The organism is Mycobacterium sp. 23 (assembly GCF_048287075.1).
Lineage (GTDB): Bacteria > Actinomycetota > Actinomycetes > Mycobacteriales > Mycobacteriaceae > Mycobacterium > Mycobacterium gordonae_B.
Map to the genome: position 1 here is coordinate 5101203 of NZ_JBLVUX010000005.1, position 22564 is coordinate 5123766.

The 22564-nt window shown below is 67.0% G+C and carries 21 protein-coding genes and 1 riboswitch; of the genes, 11 read left to right on the forward strand and 10 right to left on the reverse strand.

All coding sequences use genetic code 11. The annotated features are described in order from the left end of the window. The first annotated feature begins 16 nt into the window (after positions 1-16). Positions 17-457 carry an SRPBCC family protein gene (locus tag ACNQS7_RS24860; RefSeq protein WP_418014622.1) on the forward strand — a complete coding sequence of 147 codons (441 nt, stop codon included), beginning with the start codon at positions 17-19 and terminating at the stop codon, positions 455-457. Here the strand turns inward: ACNQS7_RS24860 and ACNQS7_RS24865 are convergent. Further along, positions 454-1626: a pyridoxal phosphate-dependent aminotransferase gene (locus tag ACNQS7_RS24865; RefSeq protein ID WP_418014623.1), complete on the reverse strand. Its 1173-nt coding sequence runs from the start codon at positions 1624-1626 to the stop codon at positions 454-456. The genes ACNQS7_RS24860 and ACNQS7_RS24865 overlap by 4 nt on opposite strands. 222 nt (positions 1627-1848) lie before the next feature. Between ACNQS7_RS24865 and ACNQS7_RS24870 the strand changes: the two genes are divergently transcribed. From ACNQS7_RS24870 to ACNQS7_RS24880, 3 genes are all read left to right on the forward strand, one after another. Next, complete coding sequence (locus ACNQS7_RS24870) at positions 1849-3060, forward strand: acetyl-CoA C-acetyltransferase (RefSeq protein ID WP_055580590.1); 1212 nt, start codon at positions 1849-1851, stop codon at positions 3058-3060. A gap of 15 nt (positions 3061-3075) precedes the next feature. After that, positions 3076-5220, forward strand: coding sequence for a 3-hydroxyacyl-CoA dehydrogenase NAD-binding domain-containing protein (locus tag ACNQS7_RS24875; RefSeq protein WP_418014624.1), 2145 nt, complete (start codon positions 3076-3078; stop codon positions 5218-5220). A gap of 83 nt (positions 5221-5303) precedes the next feature. Next, positions 5304-6287 carry an LLM class F420-dependent oxidoreductase gene (locus ACNQS7_RS24880; RefSeq protein ID WP_418014625.1) on the forward strand — a complete coding sequence of 328 codons (984 nt, stop codon included), beginning with the start codon at positions 5304-5306 and terminating at the stop codon, positions 6285-6287. Here the strand turns inward: ACNQS7_RS24880 and ACNQS7_RS24885 are convergent. Continuing rightward, positions 6284-8173, reverse strand: a complete 1890-nt coding sequence (locus ACNQS7_RS24885; protein ID WP_418014626.1) for a serine/threonine-protein kinase — start codon at positions 8171-8173, stop codon at positions 6284-6286. The two genes, ACNQS7_RS24880 and ACNQS7_RS24885, sit on opposite strands and share 4 nt — an antisense overlap. 4 nt (positions 8174-8177) lie before the next feature. Further along, positions 8178-10073 (reverse strand): serine/threonine-protein kinase, encoded by a 1896-nt coding sequence (locus ACNQS7_RS24890; RefSeq protein ID WP_418014627.1) that lies wholly within the window; start codon positions 10071-10073, stop codon positions 8178-8180. 147 nt (positions 10074-10220) lie between these two features. Between ACNQS7_RS24890 and ACNQS7_RS24895 the strand changes: the two genes are divergently transcribed. Both ACNQS7_RS24895 and ACNQS7_RS24900 read left to right on the forward strand, forming a co-directional pair. Next, positions 10221-10649 (forward strand): Zn-ribbon domain-containing OB-fold protein, encoded by a 429-nt coding sequence (locus ACNQS7_RS24895; RefSeq protein ID WP_418014628.1) that lies wholly within the window; start codon positions 10221-10223, stop codon positions 10647-10649. Between the two features lies 1 nt (position 10650). Then, entirely contained in the window at positions 10651-11796 is a 1146-nt protein-coding gene (locus tag ACNQS7_RS24900) for a thiolase family protein (protein ID WP_418014629.1), read from the forward strand. Between the two features lie 97 nt (positions 11797-11893). Here the strand turns inward: ACNQS7_RS24900 and ACNQS7_RS24905 are convergent, their stop codons facing one another. From ACNQS7_RS24905 to ACNQS7_RS24915, 3 genes are all read right to left on the reverse strand, one after another. Then, a complete protein-coding gene (locus ACNQS7_RS24905; RefSeq protein WP_418014630.1) occupies positions 11894-13102 on the reverse strand; it encodes an FAD-binding domain in 1209 nt (402 codons plus the stop codon). A 130-nt stretch (positions 13103-13232) separates the two neighbouring features. Then, on the reverse strand, positions 13233-14882 hold the full coding sequence (locus ACNQS7_RS24910) for a DNA repair helicase XPB (protein WP_418014631.1): 1650 nt from the start codon (positions 14880-14882) through the stop codon (positions 13233-13235). Positions 14883-14940: 58 nt separating this feature from the next. Beyond that, a complete protein-coding gene (locus tag ACNQS7_RS24915) occupies positions 14941-17196 on the reverse strand; it encodes a helicase-associated domain-containing protein (RefSeq protein WP_418014632.1) in 2256 nt (751 codons plus the stop codon). A 63-nt stretch (positions 17197-17259) separates the two neighbouring features. Here ACNQS7_RS24915 and ACNQS7_RS24920 point away from each other — a divergent pair, with 63 nt between their 5' ends. The 4 genes from ACNQS7_RS24920 to ACNQS7_RS24935 are packed head-to-tail and all read left to right on the forward strand — an operon-like array spanning position 17260 to position 18879. After that, the gene (locus ACNQS7_RS24920) at positions 17260-17460 is read left to right on the forward strand and encodes a hypothetical protein (protein WP_055580670.1); all 201 of its coding nucleotides are present in this window, start codon (positions 17260-17262) and stop codon (positions 17458-17460) included. A gap of 8 nt (positions 17461-17468) precedes the next feature. Further along, on the forward strand, positions 17469-17981 hold the full coding sequence (moaC, locus tag ACNQS7_RS24925; protein WP_418014633.1) for a cyclic pyranopterin monophosphate synthase MoaC: 513 nt from the start codon (positions 17469-17471) through the stop codon (positions 17979-17981). Beyond that, the gene (locus tag ACNQS7_RS24930) at positions 17978-18457 is read left to right on the forward strand and encodes a MogA/MoaB family molybdenum cofactor biosynthesis protein (protein WP_418014634.1); all 480 of its coding nucleotides are present in this window, start codon (positions 17978-17980) and stop codon (positions 18455-18457) included. The genes moaC and ACNQS7_RS24930 overlap by 4 nt, the downstream gene beginning before the upstream one ends. Next, positions 18454-18879: a molybdenum cofactor biosynthesis protein MoaE gene (locus ACNQS7_RS24935; RefSeq protein WP_310773828.1), complete on the forward strand. Its 426-nt coding sequence runs from the start codon at positions 18454-18456 to the stop codon at positions 18877-18879. The genes ACNQS7_RS24930 and ACNQS7_RS24935 overlap by 4 nt, the downstream gene beginning before the upstream one ends. Positions 18880-18922: 43 nt before the next feature. On the opposite strand, the gene ACNQS7_RS24940 is transcribed toward ACNQS7_RS24935, so the two are convergent. From ACNQS7_RS24940 to ACNQS7_RS24955, 4 genes are all read right to left on the reverse strand, one after another. Further along, the gene (locus ACNQS7_RS24940; RefSeq protein WP_418014635.1) at positions 18923-19822 is read right to left on the reverse strand and encodes a transglycosylase family protein; all 900 of its coding nucleotides are present in this window, start codon (positions 19820-19822) and stop codon (positions 18923-18925) included. Between the two features lie 8 nt (positions 19823-19830). Further along, positions 19831-20020: riboswitch (cyclic di-AMP (ydaO/yuaA leader) on the reverse strand. 235 nt (positions 20021-20255) lie between these two features. Then, the gene (locus ACNQS7_RS24945; RefSeq protein ID WP_418014636.1) at positions 20256-20534 is read right to left on the reverse strand and encodes a MoaD/ThiS family protein; all 279 of its coding nucleotides are present in this window, start codon (positions 20532-20534) and stop codon (positions 20256-20258) included. Next, entirely contained in the window at positions 20527-21594 is a 1068-nt protein-coding gene (moaA, locus tag ACNQS7_RS24950) for a GTP 3',8-cyclase MoaA (protein WP_418014637.1), read from the reverse strand. The genes ACNQS7_RS24945 and moaA overlap by 8 nt, the downstream gene beginning before the upstream one ends. After that, positions 21591-21980: a YccF domain-containing protein gene (locus ACNQS7_RS24955; protein WP_418014638.1), complete on the reverse strand. Its 390-nt coding sequence runs from the start codon at positions 21978-21980 to the stop codon at positions 21591-21593. Before ACNQS7_RS24955 ends, moaA begins: the two co-directional genes overlap by 4 nt. Before the next feature lie 163 nt (positions 21981-22143). Between ACNQS7_RS24955 and ACNQS7_RS24960 the strand changes: the two genes are divergently transcribed. Further along, the gene (locus ACNQS7_RS24960; protein ID WP_418014639.1) at positions 22144-22563 is read left to right on the forward strand and encodes a cold-shock protein; all 420 of its coding nucleotides are present in this window, start codon (positions 22144-22146) and stop codon (positions 22561-22563) included. Position 22564: the final 1 nt, after the last annotated feature.

Sequence of the window (22564 nt, forward strand, 5' to 3'; positions counted from 1 at the left end):
GCTAGTTTGAACAACAGTGGCCATTCAAGCTTCCAGTGAAGTCGTTATCGACGCGCCGCCGGACGTCATCATCGACGCGCTTGCCGACATGCAGGCGGTGCCGTCGTGGTCGTCGGTGCACAAGCAGGCCGAAGTCGTCGAAACCTGGCCGGACGGTCGCCCGCGTTATGTGAAGGTCGCCATCAAGGTCGTCGGGATCATCGACCGGGAGCTGCTCGAGTATCACTGGGGCCCGGACTGGGTGGTGTGGGATGCGAAGAAGACCAAGCAGCAACACGGTCAGCACGGCGAGTACAACCTGAGCCGCGAGGGCGACGACAAGACGCGGGTGCGGTTCACCATCACCGTCGAACCCTCGGCGCCGCTACCGGAATTCCTGGTCAACCGGGCCCGCAGGAAGATCCTCGACGCGGCCACCGAGGGACTGCGACGCCGGGTGATGGGAAGCCTCGGCTAGCTGTCGCGCAGTGCCCCGAGTCGGCTGATCGCCTCGTCCAGGGTGTCCTCCCGTTTGCAGAATGTGAAGCGCACCAAGTGATTCCATAGGTCGGCGTGCTCCGCGGCCGGATCGCAGAAGGCCGACATCGGAATGGCCGCCACGCCGACTTTCTGCGGTAGTGCCGCGCAGAACGCCGAGCTGTCGTCGTAGCCCAGCGGACGTGGGTCGGCACACAGAAAGTAGGTGCCGAAGCTGTCGTGGACCTCGAAACCGATTCCTTTGAGTCCCGAGGCCAGCCGGTCCCGTCGCGCCTGCAGCGAATCGCGCAGAGCCCTCACCCAGTTGTCTTCGGTATCCAGAGCCAGCGCCACCGCGGGCTGAAACGGCGCCCCACCTACATAACTGAGGTACTGCTTGGCCGCGCGCACGCCGGCGATCAGGTGCGCGGGTCCGCACGCCCAGCCGATCTTCCAACCGGTGCAGTTGAACATCTTGGCGGCACTGGAGATGGTGACGGTGCGCTCTGCCATGCCGTCGAACCCGGCGAGCGGTACGTGGGTGTGGTCGTCATACACCAGGTGCTCGTAGACCTCGTCGGTGATCACCAGGAGGTCGGCGGCCACCGCGAGTTCGGCGATGGCGTGCAACTCCTGCGTCCTCAGGACTGCGCCGGTGGGGTTGTGGGGTGAGTTGACGATCAGGGCACGTGTTCGCGGGGTTATCGCGCGACGCAGTGCGTCGGCGTCCAACGCGAAGCCGCGGCCGTCGGCGACCAGGGGCACCGCGACGCGGTGAGCGCCGGCCATCGCCACCACGGGGGAGTAGGAGTCGTAGAACGGCTCGATCAGCAATACCTCCGAGCCGGGCTCCACCAGGCCCAGCACGGCACTGGCGATGGCCTCCGTGGCGCCGACCGTCACCAGCACCTCGGTATCGGGGTCGTAGTCGATGCCGAAGTGCCGGTGGCGCTGCGCTGCGATGGCCTGTCTCAGCGGTGCGATGCCCAGCCCGGGCGGGTACTGGTTGACGCCCGCGGCGATGGCGTCCTGCGCGGCCTGGAGCATCCGCGGGGGCCCGTCCTCGTCGGGAAAGCCCTGGCCGAGGTTCACCGCGCCGATCCGCGCGGCGAGCGCCGACATCTCGGCGAACACCGTGGTCGCGTAGGGCTGCAGCCGCGTGACCGTCATGGTGGTCGAGCTTAGGGCGCGCCGTCGTCGCCGAGCGTGCGGCCAGCTTCACGTTCGGCATCCAACGTGCGGCCAGCTTCACGTTCGCGGTCGAGGTAGGGCGCCTGACCTGCAAACTCCCTCCCAACCAACAGGTTGGCCGAGGCCCCTGTTAGTGTTCCTTTCCTGGACCTACTCTTGAAGACGGATCCAAACCCTCCCTTTTTGGAACAGGAAACCGACATGTCCGAAGAAGCCTTCATCTATGAGGCCATCCGCACGCCGCGCGGCAAGCAACGCAACGGCGCGCTGAACGAAGTCAAGCCCCTCGACCTGGTCGTGGGCCTCATCGAGGAGCTGCGCAAGCGCAACCCTGACCTCGACGAGAACCTGATCAGCGACGTCATCCTGGGGTGCGTCTCACCCGTGGGCGACCAGGGCGGTGACATCGCCCGCGCCGCGGTGCTGGCCTCCGGCATGCCCGTCACCTCGGGCGGCGTTCAGCTCAACCGGTTCTGCGCATCGGGCCTCGAGGCCGTCAACACCGCCGCGCAGAAGGTGCGCTCGGGCTGGGATGACCTGGTCCTGGCCGGCGGTGTGGAGTCGATGAGCCGCGTGCCGATGGGATCCGACGGCGGCGCCATGGGCCTGGACCCGGAGACCAACTACGACGTGATGTTCGTCCCGCAGGGCATCGGCGCCGACCTGATCGCCACCATCGAGGGCTTCACCCGCGACGACGTGGACAACTACGCCCTGCGCAGCCAGGAAAAGGCCGCTGAGGCGTGGTCGGGCGGCTACTTCGCCAAGTCCGTGGTGCCGGTCCGCGACCAGAACGGTCTGCTGATCCTCGACCACGACGAGCACATGCGCCCGGACACCACCAAGGAAGGCCTGGGCAAGCTCAAGCCGGCGTTCGAGGTCCTGGCCGCGATGGGCGGCTTCGACGACGTGGCGCTGCAGAAGTACCACTGGGTCGAGAAGATCAACCACGTGCACACCGGTGGCAACAGCTCCGGCATCGTGGACGGCGCCTCCCTCGTCATGGTCGGTAACGAGAAGGCCGGGGCGGCCATCAACGCGACCCCGCGCGCCCGCATCGTCGCGACCGCGACCAGCGGGGCCGACCCGGTGATCATGCTGACCGGCCCCACCCCGGCCACCCGCAAGGTGCTCGACCGCGCCGGCCTGACCGTCGACGACATCGACCTGTTCGAGCTCAACGAGGCCTTCGCCTCGGTGGTGCTGAAGTTCCAGAAGGACCTGAACATCCCCGACGAGAAGCTCAACGTCAACGGCGGCGCGATCGCCATGGGCCACCCGCTGGGTGCCACCGGCGCGATGATCCTGGGCACCATGGTCGACGAGCTGGAGCGCCGCAATGCCCGGCGCGCCCTGGTGACGCTTTGTATTGGCGGCGGCATGGGTGTCGCGACGATCATTGAACGAGTCTGAGAGGGTTTAATTAGAATGTCCGACAACACAATTCAGTGGGACAAGGATGCCGACGGCATCGTCACGCTGACCCTGGACGACCCGTCGGGGTCGGCCAACGTCATGAACGAGGCGTACATCGAGTCGATGGGCAAGGCGGTGGAACGCCTTGTCGCGGAGAAGGATTCGATCACCGGCGTGGTGATCACCAGTGCGAAGAAGACCTTCTTCGCCGGCGGTGACGTGAAGAGCATGATCCAGATCGGCCCGGAGAACGCCGGTGAGGCTTTCGACCTGGTCGAGAACGTCAAGAAGCAGCTGCGCACGCTCGAGACGCTGGGCAAGCCAGTGGTCGCCGCGCTCAATGGCGCGGCCCTGGGCGGGGGCCTGGAGATTGCCCTGGCCTGCCACCACCGCATTGCGGCCGACGTGAAGGGATCGCAGTTCGGCTTCCCCGAGGCGACTCTGGGTCTGCTGCCGGGCGCGGGTGGTGTCACCCGCTCGGTGCGGATGTTCGGTATCCAGAACGCCTTCATGAATGTCCTGTCGCAGGGCACCCGGTTCAAGCCGGCCAAGGCCAAGGAACTCGGTCTCATCGACGAGTTGCTGCCGACGGTCGAGGAGTTGGTGCCCGCCGCCAAGGCGTGGATCAAGGCCAACCCCGACAGCCACGAGCAGCCGTGGGACAAGAAGGGCTACAAGATGCCCGGCGGCACCCCGTCGTCGCCCGCGCTCGCATCCATCCTGCCGTCGTTCCCGGCGTTGCTGCGCAAGCAGATCAAGGGTGCGCCGATGCCGGCGCCGAAGGCCATCCTGGCCGCCGCGGTCGAGGGCGCGCAGGTGGACTTCGACACCGCCAGCCGCATCGAAAGCCGCTACTTCACCACGCTGGTCACCGGCCAGGTCTCGAAGAACATGATCCAGGCGTTCTTCTTCGACCTGCAGGCCATCAACGCCGGCAAGTCCCGCCCGGACGGCATCGAGCCGGTCAAGATCAACAAGATCGGCGTGCTCGGCGCCGGCATGATGGGCGCGGGCATCGCCTACGTCTCGGCCAAGGCCGGCTACGACGTGGTACTGAAGGATGTCAGCATCGAGGCCGCGCAGAAGGGCAAGGGCTACTCCGAGAAGCTGGAAGCCAAAGCGCTGGAGCGGGGCCGCACCACGCAGGAGAAGAGCGACGCCCTGCTGGCGCGCATCACTCCGACGGCCGACCCCGCTGACTTCAAGGGCGTCGACTTCGTGATCGAGGCGGTGTTCGAGAGCCAGGATCTCAAGCACAAGGTCTTCCAGGAGATCGAGGACATCGTCGAGCCCAACGCGCTGCTCGGCTCCAACACCTCGACGCTGCCGATCACCGGTCTGGCGACCGGCGTCAAGCGGCAGGAGGACTTCATCGGGATCCACTTCTTCTCGCCGGTCGACAAGATGCCGCTGGTGGAGATCATCAAGGGCGAGAAGACTTCTGACGAGGCGCTGGCCCGCGTGTTCGACTACACGCTGGCCATCGGCAAGACCCCGATCGTGGTCAACGACAGCCGCGGCTTCTTCACCTCCCGGGTCATCGGCACCTTCGTCAACGAGGCGCTGGCCATGCTGGGCGAGGGTGTCGAGCCGGCCAGCATCGAGCAGGCGGGTTCGCAGGCCGGTTACCCGGCGCCGCCGCTGCAGCTGTCCGACGAGCTCAACCTGGAGCTGATGCACAAGATCGCCGTCGCCACCCGCAAGGGTGTCGAGGACGCGGGCGGCAAGTACGAGCCGCACCCGGCAGAAGCCGTGGTGGAGAAGATGATTGAGCTCGGCCGCTCGGGCCGTCTGAAGGGCGCGGGCTTCTACGAGTACCCCGAGGGCAAGCGTTCCGGCTTGTGGCCGGGGCTGCGGGAGACCTTCAAGTCGGGTAGCTCGGAGCCGCCGCTGCAGGACATGATCGACCGGATGCTGTTCGCCGAGGCGCTGGAGACCCAGAAGTGCCTCGACGAGAACGTGCTGATGACCACGGCCGACGCGAACATCGGGTCGATCATGGGCATCGGGTTCCCGCCGTGGACCGGTGGTAGCGCGCAGTACATCGTCGGTTACGAGGGTCCGCTCGGCCGGGGCAAAGAAGCCTTCGTGGCCCGCGCCCGCGAGCTGGCCGAGAAGTACGGCGACCGTTTCCTGCCGCCGGACTCACTCACCTAGTACTGCCGAGCAGACACAAAATCGCCCTTTCGCCTAGCGAAATGGGCGATTTTGTGTCTGCTCACCCAAGTAGAGTCACCGCTATGCGTTTCGGTCTCTTCATCCCGCAAGGCTGGCGGATGGATCTCGTCGGCATCGAACCCGAGCAGCACTGGGCGGTGATGCGCGATCTCGCGACCTACGCCGACGGCAGCGCCTGGGACTCGCTGTGGGTCTACGACCACTTCCACACCGTCCCGCTGCCCAGCGACCAGGCCACTCACGAGGCGTGGTCGCTGATGTCGGCCTACGCGGCGGTGACGTCGCGAATCAAGCTGGGCCAGATGTGCACCGCGATGAGTTACCGCAACCCGGTGTATCTCGCTAAGGTCGCGGCCACCGCCGACATCATCTCCGGCGGCCGCGTCCAGATGGGTATCGGCGGTGGTTGGTACGAACACGAGTGGCGCGCTTACGGTTACGGATTCCCCTCCGCCGGAGTGCGGCTGGCGCGCCTCGACGAAGGCGTCCAGATCATGCGGGATGCCTGGCGGGACGGAAAAGTCAGCTTCGACGGGAAGCACTACCAGGTTGACGGCGCGATCGTGGCCCCGAAGCCGTTGCAGCGCAATGGTATTCCGCTGTGGATCGCCGGTGGCGGCGAGAAGGTGACGTTGCGCATCGCCGCCGCTTATGCGCAATACACCAACTTCACTCCGGAACTCGAGGTATTCGCCCACAAGTCGCAGGTGCTCGCCGAGCACTGTCGCACACTGGGCACCGACTTCGACGCGATCGTGCGGTCGGCCAACTTCACCGCTGTGGTCGGCACATCGGAAGCCGACGTCAACGACCGCAAACAGCGGGTGCGTGACCGCCTGGACGGTTATGTGCCGGACGCGGTGGCGGATTCGATGGTGGCTGGCATGCCCGACTCGGCGATGGGCACGACCGAACAGGTGATCGAGCGGCTCACCAAGGTACGTGACCTAGGGTGTGACTATGCGATCTGCTACTTTCCCGAGGCCGCGTACGATCGCTCCGGCATCGAGCTGTTCGAGCGGGAAGTGATCCCGGCGCTCAGTTAATCGCCGGTACGCGTGAAGGTTTGGTCGAAGGTGGTGTCGACCTCGCACGCGCCGGTCTGTGCCTGGTGCCCGTGCCCGCTGAGCAGCTGGATGGGATTCTGCGCCGGCTGGGGCAGCGGAAACTCCGCAATGACACTGAAATGCAAAGTGCCGCCCGCTGGACACGGGTAATCGGCGTTCGCGGTGAGGGCCCAGATGCCGTTCTGAAAAACGAGAGGGTTGTCGCCCGACTTCCCGTGGAAATAGCTCATGCAGCGGTCGCCCGTGCGCAAGCAGGTCGTGACGACGGCGGTCTGCGCGGGCTGCGACGGAATCGCCGATGTGGGGTAGGTCCGCAAAACTTGATACTGGCCGTGTAACGCTTCGGCCGGGGACGCCACCCGCGGTGCGACGGTGGCCGGGTCGGCGACCGTATCGACGTCGAGATCGCCTGTGCGCGTCAGGGTTATCGGCCTCTTGTCACGGCAGTTGGTGGCACTGGTCCGGGTCATCTCTCCGGTGAGGGTGCCGTCGGGACCCAGCTGCAGGGAGAACGCCAGCCAGAATTCGGTATTCGCCGAAAGGCAATCAGCGGTGATCAGCGCCACCGCCAGCCACCTGCCACCGACCTCGTCGAACACCATCGTCTTAGCCAGGTCATTGGGCCTACCCAGAGATTCGGCTGTCGCCACACATTCGGCGCCTCTGCACGCCGAGCGAAGCCCGTAGGTGACGGTGGCCGGCCCTGCGCCGTGGCCGTCGCCGTCGAGATCGGTCGCGGCGCCGAAATCCGCCTTGTAGCGGCCATTGAACGGGCCAGGGGTCAGTGGCGCTACCGAAGTGGTGGTCGGAATGCTAACCGGGGTCGACGATGTGGCGGCGGTAGCGGTGTTGGTCGGCGCGGGCGCGGCTACCGGCTTGTGCATGAGCTTGAACCCGGCGAAGATCCCGCCACCGACCAGGAGCGCGACGCCGACGAGCGCGGCGATCAGCACCCTGGAACGTTTTTGCGGCGGCCGGGCAACGGGCGCGGTGACGAGGTGCTCCGGCGCCGTGATCGGCGCGCGGCCGTCGAGGTGCCTGCGCAGTTGAGAGGCAAACTCGCTGCAGGTGACGAACCGGTCGGCTGGTTGCTTGGCCATGGCCCGGGTAAACACCGGGTCAAGACTCCGCAACTGCTCATCATGGTCTCCCACCGACGGCGGCGGAGCGTACAGATGATGGGTGATCACGACGGCGGGGTTGTCGTCCGGATACGGCGGCGCGCCGGTCAGTAAATGAAAGGCAGTGCACGCCAGCGCATATTGGTCGGCGCGTCCGTCGATAGGGTCGCCCCGGAGTTGCTCGGGCGCGGCATAGGCAACCGTGCCGACCGCCACATTGGTGTCGGTCAACCCGGCAGAATCGTCGATGCGCCGCGCGATCCCGAAATCGGCCAGGTACACGCGGCGGTCCTGCCCGTCGGGATCGGCCAGGAGGATGTTGGCCGGTTTGACGTCGCGGTGTAGCAACCCGCGGTCATGGGCGTAATCCAGCGCGGCTGCGACCGCGGTGACGATGGGCAGCACCTCCTCGGCGGGCATGCCCGACGTGTACTGGTCTTTGAGCAACCGGGAGGCGTCGGCGCCGGTCACGTAATCCATCGAGATCCAGAACTGGCCGTCGAATTCGCCCCGGTCCTGAACCCCGACGATGTGCGGATGGGACAAACCCGCGGCCAGTTCCGCCTCGCGATTGAACCGCGCCCGGTACTCGGCATCGTTGGTGAACTCTGCGGGCAGCACTTTGAGCGCGTCCTCGCGCGGCAGCCGCGGATGCGTCGCGAGATACACCGTGCCCATGCCGCCCGCACCCAGCACGCGCAGGATCGTGTACCCGGCGAAAGCTTGTCCAACATCCAGCGGCACGGGGCTAATCGCCTGTCCGAGTGAACGTGTCGTCAAGATCTACGTTGACCGAGCACGTCCCCGTTTGCGCCCAGTGCCCGTGGCCGGTCAGCGACGGCAGCGGATCCGCAGCCGGTTGTGGCAGCGGGTACGTGGCGCTGATCCGCAGCGTCGTCGGGCTCCCGTCTGGACACCTGCCGCTGCTCAGTTCATCCCACGTCCAGCTGCCGCCCGCGAATATCAGGGGAGCATCGCCTGAATCAAAGTGAAAGAAGCTCATGCACCGATCACCGGTACGCAAGCAATTGGTGACGCCCTGGGAATCGCCCTCCGGCTGGGCGCCCCGGCCCGCCACCGTGAGGGTCCGCGCATAGCGGCCGTGAAACGCCTCGGCCACTGACGGCACCCGCGGCGGCAGGGTCGCCGGGTCGGGAAGGCCGGCCGGGGCGTCGCCGGTGCGGGTGAAGGTCACGGTTCGCCGCTCTTCGCAGTTGTTGCGGGCGGTGCGCGTTTGTTCGCCGACCAAAGTTCCGTCTGGACGTGCCTCCAACGTGAAGACCTCCCAGATCTCACTGGTCGTGTCATTGCATGGTTGGGTGGACAGCGCCACCGCCACCCAGCTGCTGCCCAGCTGATCGAAAACCATGCTCGCGGCGAAAAATCTCTCGCCTTTAAGGCGCGAACCCGTTGCCACGCAACCAGTGCCCCCGCACGTCGAGCGCACGCCATAGGTGCCCGTGGTGGGTTGCGCATTTGGAACTTGCTTGCCGTTCATCAACGTAACCGGGCCGAAGTCGGCGCGGTAAGTGCCGGTGAACGGGCCCTGCGCCGCTGGGGGCATGGCCTGCGGCTCCGCGGTGGACGACCCGAGCGGCGCGGCGGTGTGCTTGCCGGAATGCCTGAATTTGGTGCCGGCGAAGACGCCGCCGACGACCAGCAACGCGACGGCCACCAGCACGCTGAAGAGGACGGCCGGCCGCCGCGCCCATCCTCTCGGGTCCGGCTCGCTCGACTTGATCAGCGGGATCGAGGGCTGAGTTTGCCGGGCGTGCAAATCGACCGGGGTGTCGTAGTTTTGCGTGGCGAGGTGTTTGGTCAACTCTAAGGCGAAGTCACTGCAGCTGCTGTAGCGGCCGTCCGGGTCTTTGGCCATGGCTATGGCGAAAACCGGGTCCAATGACGACAATTCGGGTCGACGCGTGCCGATCGGCGGGGGCGGGGAACTGATCTGCTGGGTGATAACCACCGTCGGGCTGCTGTCGGTGAACGGGGGGGCGCCGGTCAACAGGTGATAAGCCGTGCAGGCCAACGCGTATTGGTCAACGCGCCCGTCGACCGGCGCACCCTTGAGCTGTTCGGGTGCGGCATAGGCGACGGTGCCTACCGCGACGTTTATGTCCGTTATGGACGACGCGTCATCGATACGGCGTGCAATGCCGAAGTCGGCCAGATATATCCGGCGCGCCTGCCCGCCGTCGGGTTCGGTGAGCAGGATGTTGGCGGGCTTGACATCGCGGTGCAACAGGCCGCGGTGGTGGGCGTAGTCCAGTGCGGAGGCGACCGCGGAGATGATGGCGACCACTTCGTCGACAGGCATGCCGCGCTGGTAGCGCTCGGACAACAAATGGGAAGCGTCGGTGCCGGCCACGTAGTCCATCGAGATCCACAGTTGGCCGTCGGTCTCACCGCGGTCGTAGATCCGCACGATGTGGGGATGGGACAGGCCGGCGGCCACGTCGGCTTCGCGCGCGAACCGCTTCCGGTATTCGGGATCGTCGGTGTACTCCGCGGGCAACACTTTGAGCGCGTCCTCGCGGGGCAGGCGCGGATGCGTTGCCAGATAAACCCTGCCCATACCGCCCGCACCCAGCACGCGCAGGATCGTGTATCCGGCGAACACCTGGCCAACGACGAGGGACATGGCCAAATCGTAATTGCTGGCAATTTTCCACGACACCGAACGAGTCGTCCGTGTCGACTCGGATGAGAATGCAATTTCCACTTTTGCGGAACGGTGTTGTACCGTTCAGTGAGTCGGACTTTTCCCGTGCTCCACGGAGGTTTGTCGATGCAGAAGGCGTTAGCCCCTGAAATCTCTACCTGGCCGGACGAGAGGCCCCAGCTGATCGGCAGCCGATGCGGCAGTTGTGAGGCCACGACGTTCCCGGTGCAGCGGTACTGTCCGCGCTGCAGCCGCAGCGAGATGACCGAGGTGTTGCTGCCGCGGCGCGGCACGCTGGTCGCATGGACCACCCAGGGGTTCCCGCCGGGCGCGCCTTACGCCGGACCTGTCGGCAAGGACTTCGTGCCGTTCGGGGTCGGCCTGGTTCAACTCGGTGACGTGATCCGCGTGGAAGGCAGGCTCACCGAGAATGATCCGGCAAAGCTGGATTTCGGTCAGGAGGTCGAACTCACCATGGTGCCGCTGAATCGCGACGACGACGGCACCGAAATCATGACCTTCGCGTTCCAGCCGGTCGCAGCGACAGGAGCATGAGATGACCAACGATGTCGCCATCATCGGCGTCGGCCTGCACCCCTTCGGCAGGTTCGAGAAGACCGCGATGGAGATGGGTGCCGAGGCGATCCAATCCGCCCTGACCGACGCCGGCGTGGATTGGAAGGACATCCAGTTCGGCTTCGGCGGCAGTCACGAGGTGTCCAACCCGGACGCCGTGACGCGCCTGGTCGGGCTCACCGGAATCACGTTCACCAATGTGTTCAACGCCTGCGCCACGGCGGCGAGCGCCATCCAGCAGACCGCCGACACCATCCGGTTGGGCAAGTACGACCTCGGAATCGCGATCGGGCTGGACAAGCATCCCCGCGGCGCGTTCACCGACGATCCCGCCAAACTCGCGCTGCCGCAGTGGTATGCGCAGAACGGGCAGTTCGTCACCACGAAGTTCTTCGGCATGAAGGCCAACAAGTATCTGCACGACCACAACATCTCTCAGGCGACGCTGGCCAAGGTGGCGGCCAAGAACTTTCGCAACGGCGCGATGAACCCGAATGCGTTCCGCCGCAAGGCAATTCCGGAGGAAGAGATCCTCAACTCAGCGGTGCTCAACTATCCGCTGACGCAGTACATGTTCTGCGCGCCGGACGAGGGGGCCGCGGCGGTGATCATGTGCCGTGCCGACCTGGCACACAAATACACCGACAAGCCGGTGTACGTGCGCGCCTGCGAGATTCGCACCCGGCGCTACGGCGCCTACGAGGTGCACGCCACGTTCGCTCCGCTGGACGGCGACGCTTCGCCGACGGTGTACGCGGCCGAGGCCGCCTACGAGGCCGCGGGCATCGGGCCTGAGGACGTCGACGTGGCCCAGTTGCAGGACACCGATGCCGGCAACGAGGTGATCCACATGGCCGAGACGGGTTTGTGCGCTGACGGCGAACAGGAGAAGTTGGTGGCCGACGGGGCCACCGAGATTCACGGTTCGATTCCGGTCAACACCGACGGCGGTCTCATCGCCAACGGCGAGCCGATCGGCGCGTCCGGGTTGCGTCAGATGCATGAGTTGGTGCGGCAGTTGCGCGGTGAGGCAGGCGAACGGCAGGTGCCGGGCAACCCGCGGGTGGGTCTGGCGCAGGTCTACGGCGCGCCGGGTACCGCCTCGGCGACCATCCTGTCGCTCTAGCTTCCTGCCGAGCAGACGCAAAATCCCCTTGGAGCACGTGTTCCGAGGTGATTTTGCGTCTGCTCGCGGGGCTAAGCTGCCTGAGCCCAAAACCTTCTCAGCTCAAACCGCGGTCGGACCGGCTATCGGCGTAGTCGGGTAGTGCTATGTCGTCGCGGAACTCGCTGCGGATTGCCCAGTCGGCCAGCGGCGTAAGGTTCAGCAGCCTTGATGCCCGGTTGCGGGTCCATACGCCCAGCGCCGTCCTTGGCGCGAACATTTTGGCGAATGCCCGCGCCGAGCGCTGTCTGGCCTCGACGATCGGCCGTAACCGCCGCTCGTAGCGAGCAAACGCATTCCGGTAATCGGCTCCCGCGCGATTGAGTTCCCCCGCCAGTGTGTAGGCCTGCACCATTGCCAGGCCCGTCCCTTCACCCGCCAGCAGCGAGACCGCGGCCGCGGCATCGCCGATGAGCACCACCCGCCCCTGCGACCAGTGGTCCATGACGATTTGGCTAGTGCGGTCGAAGTACACGTCGCAGACCGCGTCCAATTGGCGCAGGATCTCCGGGCATTCCCAGCACGCGTCGCCGAACACGCGGTGCAGGGTCGCCTTGGACTCCGATACGTCCTGCGGATCGGGGCCGCTCATGTGGTCCCTGTCGAAAACAAAGAGAAACATCGTCTTGTCGTCGCGCATCGCGAATCGGGCGACCATGCGTCCTGGCATGGAGCAGGCGACATAGACGAGTTCGTCACGCGGCCGATAGCCGTCGGCTTCGAATGCCGCGACTCGGTAGCCGAGATCCGTCTCGAATTCAGATGGGGGACCGAATACCAAGTTCCGCACGGGAGAATGGATTCCACCCGCACCGACGAGCAAGTCGAATTGCCGTAGCTCACCGCTCTGGAGGGTGACCCGCACCTCCGAATCGTCTTGCTCGACTGCCGCAACACTTTCCCCGAACAGGGTTTCACACCGGTTGTCGATGGAGCGATAGATCATGGCCGACAGGTCGCCACGGGGCACCGTGACGAACCGGCCATCAAGGTTGCGCCGGAACAATTCAGCCGAAAAACCGCCTACCCGCCGCGAACGCCGATCGACGAGTCGGAGCTCGCGCATCACGTATCCCGCGGCGTACAGCTCGGCGGTGAGTCCCATGCGTTCGGCAACGGTGTATCCGCCTCCCCAGAAGTCCACTACGTAACCGCCGGTGCGGAGTCGCGGCGCCTTTTCGATCAAGGTCGGCTCATGGCCATACCGTGATAACCAATATGCGAGGGTTGGACCGGCGATACCGGCGCCGACTATGGCGATCTTCATTTGCCCACCCCGTCCCTGATGGATGGCACAATAATAGCACTATGCAACTATTGCGATAGGGCACGAACGCCGGGTCGGCCGCCGCAGCGTGACATCGCCAGGCCGTTCCGAGGAGCGTCCCGGCGACCTGCTAAATCGCCGGGCCTAGCAGGTCGTCGGCGTCGCGAATGATGTACCCGTAGCCTTGCTCGGCCAGAAAACGCTGCCGGTGCGCGGCATACTCGGCGTCCAGGCTGTCGCGCGCCACCACCGAATAGAAGATGGCGCCGCCACCGTCCGCCTTGGGCCGCAGTAGCCGGCCCAGGCGCTGGGCCTCCTCCTGTCGTGACCCGAAGGTGCCCGAAACCTGAACCGCAACAGAGGCTTCCGGCAGGTCAATGGAAAAGTTGGCCACCTTGGACACCACCAGTGTCGCGATCTCACCACGCCGGAACTGGTCGAACAGGTCCTCGCGTTCCCGGGTCTTGGTCGACCCCTGGATCACCGGGGCGCCCAGCTCGGCACCCAGCTCGTCGAGCTGATCTAGGTAGGCGCCGATCACCAGGGTCTGCTCGTCAGGGTGATTCTTCAAGATCGATTTCACCACAGCAATTTTGGTGTGCACGGTTGAACACAGCTTGTAGCGTTCCTCGGGCTCGGCGGTGGCGTAGATCATCCGCTCGTTGTCGGTCATAGTGACCCGGACTTCCACGCACTCAGCCGGTGCGATCCAGCCCTGGGCCTCAATGTCCTTCCACGGGGCGTCATATCGCTTCGGCCCGATCAGCGAGAACACATCGCCCTCCCGGCCGTCCTCGCGGATCAGCGTGGCGGTGAGGCCAAGGCGCCGCTTGGACTGCAGGTCGGCGGTCATCCGGAACACCGGTGCCGGCAGCAGGTGCACCTCGTCATAGACAATCAGGCCCCAGTCGCGGCTGTCGAACAGCTCCAGATGCCGGTACTCGCCCTTGGTGCGTCGCGTGATCATCTGGTACGTCGAGATGGTGACGGGCCGGATCTCCTTGCGCTCGCCGGAGTATTCGCCGATCTCCTCCTCGGTGAGCGAGGTCCGTGCCACGAGTTCGCGCTTCCACTGCCGGGCCGCCACGATATTGGTGACCAGAATCAGCGTCGTGGCCTGCGCTTTGGCCATGGCGGCCGCACCGACCAGCGTCTTGCCGGCGCCGCAGGGCAGTACCACCACGCCCGAGCCGCCGGCCCAGAACGAGTCCGCGGCGAGCTGCTGGTAGTCGCGCAGCTCCCACCCGTCGGGTTCCAGGCTGATCGGGTGAGCCTCGCCGTCCACGTAGCCGGCGAGATCCTCCGCCGGCCAGCCGATCTTGAGGAGCATCTGCTTGACCCGGCCGCGCTCGCTGGGGTGAACGGCGACGGTGTCGTCGTCGATGCGGGCGCCGAGCATCGGCGCGATCTTCTTGTTGCGCAGCACTTCTTCGAGGACGGCGCGATCGAAGCTCACCAGCGTCAGGCCGTGCGCGGGGTGCTTGACCAGTTGCAGGCGGCCGTACCGCGCCATGGTGTCGACGATGTCGACCAGCAGGGGTTGCGGCACCGCGTAGCGGGAGAAGCTGACCAGCGCGTCGACCACCTGCTCAGCGTCGTGTCCGGCGGCGCGGGCGTTCCACAGCGCCAGCGGTGTGATGCGGTAGGTGTGGATGTGCTCGGGTGCGCGTTCCAGCTCGGCGAACGGCGCGATGGCGGCGCGCGCCGCCCCGGCCTGCTCATGGTCGACTTCGAGCAGCACCGTTTTATCGGACTGCACGATCAACGGCCCGTCTGTCATGGGCGCTGCTCCTCCAATCGTTGCTCCCCGGCAAGCGGTTGGCGGGGAGCAACGTCCATTATCCTTCGTCCGCCGACATCACCGATGTGATGCGGTGGATGGCGAAATCCCGCATCCTCCCGGACCCTGAATCGAAAGCCACCAGCTGGCCACCCCGGACGACGATCGGGGACACCACCCGCTGGGTGGCCACCCCTGCGGCGTCGAGGTAGCCGATGAGCACCGTGTCCTGGTCTTTGGCGGCGCGCTGCAGCAGCGACATCGACACCGCAGGATCGACGCGGATGTTGCCGAACGGGGCCGAGGTGACCTTGCGCAGCACCCCGACCACGGCGTTCAGCGTTTCACTGCTGGGCCGGGGAACCGGCCGGTACGCCCGGCGCTGGGGCGGAGCGGCGACCCGGGCGCCGCGGGTCCGCACGTCGACGATCGCGCCGGTGGAGTCTTCAGCGGCCGGGGCGAACCCCGCGGTTCGCAAGGCGGCGAGCACTTCGGCGATGCTCGCCGGCGACACCGCCACCGTGGGGGCCAGCGCCCGTAGCTGCAGTCCCTCGGTAGCCGGTGCCGCAACCGCCTGCGCAAGCAGCGCCGGATCTTCGCAGCGCACGAATGAGGATGCCATCCCGATACGGAGTTGACCGTGCCGACGCGCCACGTCGTCGATCAGGTAGGTGAGACCCTGCGGCACCGGGGTTTTGGAGTGCTCGGCGAAAAAGGCCTGCATCCAGTCGCGCGTCTTGCCGATGTCGAGTGCATGCCGGATGGACTGTTCGCTGACCCGGTAAACCATTGCCGCACCGGCCGATTCGACGGTCGCGACGGTGGCGAGGTCATCGGCCAGGTCGCGTTCCAGCGGACCCGGCACCACCACGGTCAGGTCGGCCTGGACCAGGAAGTGGTCGATCGGTTTGGGCAGCGCCCGCGTCATCGCGTCGACGACGACGTCCGGGCTCTCGTCACCGAGCAGTGCGCGGCCCGGCGTGCTGATCGCCCCGCGACCGATCAGTCCCACTGCGTGGCCCTCGGCCAGCAGGTCGGCGACCGGCTCGGGCTGCAACCGCCGGGCCCAGCGCGGGCGCCGCCAAATCAACGCCGCGGACGCAGTTCTCGCGTCGACGCCGGCGCCGCCCGGTAGGCCGGCGAGCAGTGTCAGGAGTAGCCGCCGGTCCAGTGGGGCCGCCGTGGAGAACAATGAATTCGAAAGCGCGCCAAACGGTTTGCCGTCCGGACCGCGGCTGCCGATCAGCGTCGGGCGGCAGGTCAGGTCGAGCCAGGTGGTGGCCAGCAGATACCAACGGTCGGCGGCGGCCAGCGTGTTGAACCGATCGGCTGTCGCCGTGGGCGCCCAGTAGGGTCCGTCCCCGTGGGCCGGGTCGGGATCGGGCATGCCACTGGCGATCAACCCCGCCGCCGCGGCGATCTCCAGGATCAGGCCCAGCCGGGACTCGTCGATCCCGGTCACTTTGGCCAGCCGCTTGAGTTCGCGGATACCCAGGCCGCCGCTGCGCAGCTCGGAAACCGGTGCGGTACTGAGGTTCTCGAGCAGCACATCGACCTGACGCAGCAGGTCGACGACGGCGCCGGCGGCTGCGGCGTCGGCATCGGCAGCCGAGACGGTCGACACCACCGGATCGGGTTCGGTCAGTTGCACCGGCCCGGGCGACTCGCCGCGCAACACCTGTGCGACGTGGCGGGGCAGTATCACCGTCTCGGCGTCGACGCGTCGCAGCAGGCCCGACGCGAGCAGTTGCGGGACGGGCCGGTCCATCGGAGCTCCGGGTGCTGCGTCGCGGGTGCGTCCCATCGGCGACCCTTCGAGCAGCTTCTCCAGGACGTCGCGCTGTGCGTCATCGGCGTCGGCGATCAGCGCGGCGATCTGCGCGCCGGTGTGGGCGCGGTCCTCGAGGGTGACCTGCCCGGGATGCCACGGCAGGGCGCTGCCGGTGTCGGCGGCCACCCGCACCGCCGTAGCGCCCCACACCAGGGCGCGGTTCCTGAGGTCATCCAGTGCCGCCGTCACGTCGGCGTCCGGAGCCAGCTCGGCGACCAGGGCCGTCAACTTCGTCACCGGGACGGGTTCGGTGTCGGCCTGCAGCACCAACAGGGCGTCCAGCACCGCCAACCGCAGGAAGTCCAGGTCGTCGGTGGCAGCCTTGACCGACTGACGCGCCTGCGCGCGGGCGGCCAGTGCCGCGATGCTGCCGGGAGGCGGCTGGGCAAGGTCCGGCCGCAGCTCCAACAGCAGGATCAGCCGCTCGTCGGGCAGGTCGGCCAGCCAGGACCCCAGCGGGATATCCGGGGTGTGTTCGGTCATTGCTGATCAAGCCTAGGCGTGAGCTTCAACCTTCCGCCGCGGACGGTTGCCGGACCTGTCAGAATAGAGCGCGTGGCTGACTCGAAGGCGCGCAAAGAGAAGTATGTGGACCCCGGCTGGCCGACCACGGACCCGGACGACCATGCGGTGAGCGAACTCGTGACCGACCGCACGGGCGCACTCTCGCCGTTCGGCGAAGTGGTGTTTCCGGTGCCCGCCGAGGAGTTGCCCTACGTCCATCCGGTGACGGTCGCCACCTGGTAGGGCACGGGATGTCGGGGGCCGGGGCCTTTGACCAACGCCCTGACCCCCCCGGGTCGGCGCTGTCGCACCTGGACGAGCGCGGGGCCGCGCACATGGTCGACGTCACCGACAAAGGGACGACGCGGCGTACCGCCGTGGCCGTTGGCGTGCTGTGCACCTCTGCTGAGGTTGTGGCGCTCATATCGGCCGGTGGCCTGCCCAAAGGCGATGCGCTGGCGACCGCACGGGTGGCGGGCATCCTGGCCGCAAAACGCACCAGCGACCTGATCCCGCTGTGTCATCAGCTCGCACTCACCAAGGTCGATGTTGACTTCACCGTCGGGGAGTCAGATGTTGAGATCAGAGCGACGGTGCGCAGCACCGACCGAACGGGGGTGGAGATGGAAGCGCTGACCGCTGTAAGTGTGGCGGCCCTGACCCTTTACGACATGATCAAAGCGGTCGACCCGGCCGCCCGCATCGACGGCATCCGGGTGATCAGCAAAGAAGGCGGTCGCAGCGGAAGTTGGACGCGACCATGAGCCGCACTGCCCGGATCATCATCGCCTCCACCCGCGCATCCAAGGGTGTGTATACCGATGAATGCGGACCCATCATCGCCGAATGGCTGGAACAGCGCGGGTTTCTGCCGACCCAGCCCAGGGTGGTGGCGGATGGGAACGAGGTGGGTGACGCGCTGCACGATTCGCTCGAGGCCGACGTCGACGTGATCATCACCTCGGGCGGCACCGGCATCGCGCCGACCGACACCACCCCGGAACAGACGGTGGCGGTGCTGGATTACCTGATCCCCGGCTTGGCCGACGCGATTCGCCAGTCGGGACTGCCGAAGGTGCCGACGTCGGTGTTGTCGCGTGGCGTGTGCGGGGTGGCGGGCAAGACGCTGATCGTCAATCTCCCGGGATCGCCGGGTGGGGTGCGCGACGGCCTCGGGGTGCTCGACGGCGTGCTCATCCATGCACTCGAGCAGCTTGCCGGCGGAGATCACCCGCGATGACGACGGTCCTGCGCGCCGCAGTGACCGATCAGCCGATTTCCCTCGCCGAGCACGAGGCTCTGGTGAATCATCAGTCCGCCGGGGCCGTCGTGGGCTTTGTCGGCATGATCCGCGACCACGACGGCGGCCGTCAGGTGGTGCGGCTGGAATATTCCGCGCACCCGTCGGCCCCGGATGTCTTCGCGGAGGTGGTGGCGGAGGTCGCCGGTCACGCCGACGGAGTGCGGGCGGTGGCCGCCAGCCACCGCGTCGGCGTTCTGCACATCGGAGAAGCCGCTCTGGTGGCCGCGGTGGCCGCTGATCATCGCCAGGCGGCGTTCGCCACCTGCGCGCTGCTGGTGAACGCGATCAAGGAGCGGTTACCGGTGTGGAAGCACCAGTTCTTCGACGACGGGTCCGAAGAATGGGTGGGTTCGGCCTGAGCCGGGCGGGCTCAGGGCTGAACCACTCGGCCGGCTGAAGGGGTCAGCTGACGGGACCCGCGACGAGCGCGTCCAGCGCGTCGTTGCCGGCGATCTCCTGGCCGACGATCGCCTGCCACAACTGCTGGTGGTAGCCGACCTCGGCGACCTGGTGGATCTCGACCGGCGGGTTCTCGACGTCGCCCGGAGCCGGTGCCGGAACATCGGCGGGCGCGGGCTGGAAGCCGGTGTCGACCACCGCGGGGGCCGGGGGAGCCGGCACGTCGCCGGGAGCGGGCGGCAGGTCGGCGGGCGCGGGGGGCAGGTCGGCGGGCGCGGGGGGCAGGTCAGCCGCGGGTGCCGGCGGCAGGTCGGCCGGAGCCGGAGGCAGGTCCGCGGGTGCCGGCGGCAGGTCGGCCGGGGCGGGCGGCAGGTCAGCCGGGGCGGGCGCCAGCGCGAGGTCGTTGCCGGCCATCTGCACCTCGGGTGCGGGGGCCTCGACCGGCGGCGGCGCGTCGGGGATCTGCTCGCCGTTCAGTGCGGGAGCGTCCATCGGCTGGCGGTCCCAGGCGGCCGCCTCGGGAGCCGGGTTGTGCGGCGACGGGCCGGACAGGCCGGTGCCACACACCGGCCAGGCGCCGCGGCCCTGAGAGGCCAGCACGCGCTCGGCGATGGCAATCTGTTGGTCTTTGGTGGCCAGCTGGGCCGAGGGGGCGTACTCGCCGCCTCCGTGCGAGGCCCAGGTACCGGCTGCGAACTGCACGCCGCCGTAGAACCCGTTACCTGTGTTGATCGCCCAGTTGCCGCCAGATTCGCAACGGGCTACCTGGTCCCATTCGGCGTCGGTGGCAGCCGCGGCCTGACCGGCCATGGCGATGCCGCCGCCACCCAGGACCGCACCGGTGAAGGCGATCTTGGCGACGCTGACGCTCGAGGTAGTGGGCTTGCGGTGACGTCCAGTCATACGCGAGTAGTTCCTCTCGGTAACACGCTTGCGAGGTCAGCTGTCGGGTTCGGATGGGAGAGGTCACCCGGCCGCGTCGTTCACCGTTGATACGACGCCGGCTTCACCCCAAGGGGCCGCAAGGCCCCGGTCCGATCTCGGCGGACCTGGTGGGTCCCCCGCCTCCATCCGCGGGTCGGAATCCCTCGCCTACACGGATGGAGCTAAGCGCGCTGTAGGTGAAGGAGGGCTCATCGCTCGGGTTGGGTTTGACGAGCCTCCCGAGACGGTAGCGGTTTCTGGCGATCCCGTCACGTGTGCAATTGATCGGCGTTTTCGTCACAGCGGCGCCGCAAAACGCCAGGAATCGACCGCGTTTGCGCAGCTCATAGCACCCGACACCGGGCCGTGGCCGGGTTGTTATCGTTCCGTTACGTGAGATAACTCACAGTTTTTATCCGCCCGCGAACGGTGGGAGTACGTCAACCGTGTCGCCGGCGGATAACGCCGAGGCCTCATCTCGCACCGCAATTCCGTCGCGCAGATAGGAGCATCGGCTCAAGATCGTTGCCAGGTGGGTACCCCGGTTGGCCAGCTTTTCAACCAGCTCGGCCACCGTCGTACCAGTTGGCAACACCAGCGTTTCCGACTCGAGACCTGCTGCTGCGCGGGCGGCGGCGAAATAGCGGACGGTCACCGCGACGCCGGTGGCCTGCCGGGGAACCTCAGCCACCGATGGCGCTCATCGGACGGGCGGGCTGGATGAATCCCGGTTCGTTGATTCCGTGGCCGGCGGGCTTGGCCCACATCGCGGCGCGCCAGGCTGTCTCGATGGCATCGTCGTCGGCGCCGCCACGAAGAAGTCCGCGGAGGTCCGTCTCCTCGCTCGAGAACAGGCAGCTGCGGATCTGGCCGTCGGCCGTCAGCCGGGTGCGGTCACAGGTGGAACAGAACGCGTGCGACACCGACGCGATGATCCCGACCTTGCCGCCCGGTGTGTCCGGTCCCGAATCGACCAGCCAGAGCTGCGCCGGAGCCGAACCGCGCGGTGCCGGGTCGGGTTCAAGACGGAAGTGCGGGCGCAGGGCCTCGAGGACGTCGTCGGCACTCAGTGCGGCGCCGGGACGCCACCGGTGCCCGGCGTCGAGCGGCATCTGCTCGATGACACGTAGCTGGTAGCCGTGCGCCAGGCAGTAACGCAGCAGTTCCACGACGTCCTGCCGGCCGGTGCCGGGATCCAGGACCGCATTGACCTTGACCGGGCGCAGTCCAGCGGCGTCAGCGGCGGCCAGGCCGGCCAATACATCATCAAGGCGGTCCCGGCGGGTGATTGCCGCGAAGTGGGCGGGGTTGACGCTGTCCAGCGAGATATTGACCCGGTCCAGCCCGGCCGCGGCCAGGGCCGCCGCCCGTCGCGCCAGCCCCACTCCGTTGGTGGTCAGCGAGATTTCCGGACGTGGGGTCAGCGCGGCCGCCGCGGCGATCACCTCTTCGAGATGCCGGGCCAGCAACGGTTCGCCACCGGTGAACCGGACGCTGGTGACTCCCAGCCGGGCGACGGCGATGCGCAGCAGCCGGGCCAGCTCGTCGGGCTGCAGCAACTGGTGGCCGGGTAGCCAGTTCAGGCCCTCCTCGGGCATGCAGTAGTTGCATCGCAGATTGCAGCGGTCGGTGAGCGAGACCCGCAGATCGGTGGCGACGCGGCCGTAGCTGTCCAGCAGAGGCCCGTCCATGGGTTCCCGAGCGGCGCCCTGCCGTGGCACCGACGGTAAGCCCAGAGCGGTCAGCGTCATGCGGTCGTCCGTGCGTCGGCCGGGACGATTTCCTTACCGAGCGGGACCAGTGACACCGGGATCAGCTTCAGATTGGCCAGCGCCAGGGGAATGCCGATGATCGTGGCGGCCATGGCGATCGCGCTCGCGAGGTGACCGATCGCCAGCCACAACCCGAACAGCAGGACCCAGATGACGTTGCCGATCAGCGCGCCCGTCCCGGTGCCGGGCTTCTCGACGATGGTGCGCCCGAACGGCCACAGCGCATATGACGCGATACGCAACGCGGCGAAACCGAACGGGATGGTGACGATCAGCAGAAAGCACACCAGCGCCGCCAGGAGATAGCCGAGAGCCAGCCAGAGGCCACCGAAAATCAACCAGATAACGTTCAGGATCAGGCGCATCTTTCCTCCAGCGGTAATGCAAGCCTACCGAGTACCCGCCAAACCGGGGTGCTCGGCGGTCGGGCATCCGAGTAGGATCTGTGATCGTCAACGCGTCCTGCGCAGGCGGGACGCGTCTTCTATGTCGCATACGAGTGATCCATCAGACAAGCAGGTGAGAGCAGTGCCGACCGGCAAAGTGAAGTGGTACGACTCCGAGAAGGGGTTCGGCTTCCTGTCGCAGGAGGATGGCGAGGACGTCTACGTCCGCTCCTCGGCGTTGCCCGCGGGTGTCGAAGGGCTCAAAGCGGGGCAGAAGGTCGAGTTCGGTATCGCCTCGGGCCGGCGTGGACCGCAGGCGTTGAGCCTGAAGCTGATCGACCCGCCGCCGAGCCTGGCCCGAGCCGGCGCCCGCCCGCGCCGGGAGGCTCCGGCCGAGCACAAGCACAGTCCCGACGAGCTGCACGGCATGGTCGAGGACATGATCACCTTGCTGGAAAGCACCGTGCAGCCCGAGCTCCGCAAGGGCCGCTACCCGGATCGCAAGACCGCCCGCCAGATCTCCGAGGTGGTCAAGGCCGTCGCGCGGGAGTTCGAGGCCTGAT